Annotated in this window: 1 protein-coding gene and 1 pseudogene; one reads left to right on the top strand and one right to left on the bottom strand. The window is 65.3% G+C overall.

Going from position 1 to position 1,116, the window contains the following annotated elements:
* The first annotated feature begins 34 nt into the window (after positions 1-34).
* Complete coding sequence (locus U1700_RS15120; protein ID WP_294273348.1) at positions 35-340, top strand: hypothetical protein; 306 nt, start codon at positions 35-37, stop codon at positions 338-340.
* Between the two features lie 146 nt (positions 341-486).
* On the opposite strand, the pseudogene U1700_RS15115 reads toward U1700_RS15120, so the two are convergent.
* A pseudogene (locus U1700_RS15115) lies at positions 487-1,116 on the bottom strand (glycoside hydrolase family 35 protein); the annotation flags it as partial.

Raw genomic sequence — 1,116 nt, 5'->3', positions numbered from 1 at the left:
GTTATTCGCTCCAGTTCCAACAGGGAGAATAATCATGAAGATCCGCATCGGCCTGCTGATGGCCGCCAGCCTGGTGTCGCTGTCCGCCTGCAATGGCAAGGGCACCGACAAGCTGGCCGAGAATGTCGAAAAGGCTGCCGACAACCGTGCCGACGGCATGGAGGATCAGGCCGACGCGCTGCGCAACCAGGCCAAGATGCTGGACAAGCAGGCGGAAAAGACCCGCGACTATGCCGAGGACCGCGCCGACGCGATCAAGGCGGCAGATGTCAACGCCGCCGCTATGAGCCCCGAGCAGCGCGAGGCGATCGTCGCGAACCAGGCGGCGGCTGTCCGCTAAGGCGCCCGCCCCTCCACCACCCGGCTCCGCCGGGTGGTCCCCCTCCCCAAGCACAGCTTGGGGAGGATTTTATCGCCCCATTCCTCCGCATCTTCGATGGGGAGGGGGACCATCGCGAAAGCGATGGTGGAGGGGCAAGCCGCCGCTTACTGCGCCTCGCGGTGGTTCGTCACCTTGCCATAGATCGGCTTGTCCACCGTGGTCAGCTTGTCGCTCGCATCCCCGGTCAGGTCGAAGAACAGCACCCGGTTGGCCCCCGCATTCAGCCATGGTGCAGGCGTGTAGAGCGTGTGGACCGGCCCGATGCTCCAGAAGCGGCCGAGATTGTGGTCGTTCAGCCACAACTGCCCCTTATGCGCGCCGCGCATGTCCAGATAGGTGTCGCCGGGCTTCGCCACCGTCATCTCCGCCTCATAGAAGCACGGCCCACTGCACGGCGTGGTCGACAGCTTGAGCGACGCCAGATTGTCCATCGGCAGGCGGAACATCTGCCAGTCGCTGAGCGGCCGTCCGGCCAGCGTCACCGCGCCGGTCAGGCCCGTCTGCTCGGTGCGGATCGCATGGGAATAGTTCACCCGGCCGGTATTCTCGACCAGTATGTCGAGCGTCGCGGGCTTCGCGCGAGCGGGCAATTCGACCGTCTCCTGATCGAGCCGCCGGTCGAGCGTGCCGACCAGCGCCTTGTTCAGATAGACCTGGGCATAGCTGTGCATACCCTTCAGCGTCAGCGTCTGTGCTGGCCCCGCCGGAACCGCGACGCGGTAGAGGACATAGCC

The sequence above is a fragment of the Sphingomonas sp. RB1R13 genome (assembly GCF_036663775.1).
Lineage (GTDB): Bacteria > Pseudomonadota > Alphaproteobacteria > Sphingomonadales > Sphingomonadaceae > Sphingomicrobium.
Note: the sequence above shows the minus strand (reverse complement) of the source record. Positions and strands in the feature narration are given on the sequence as shown.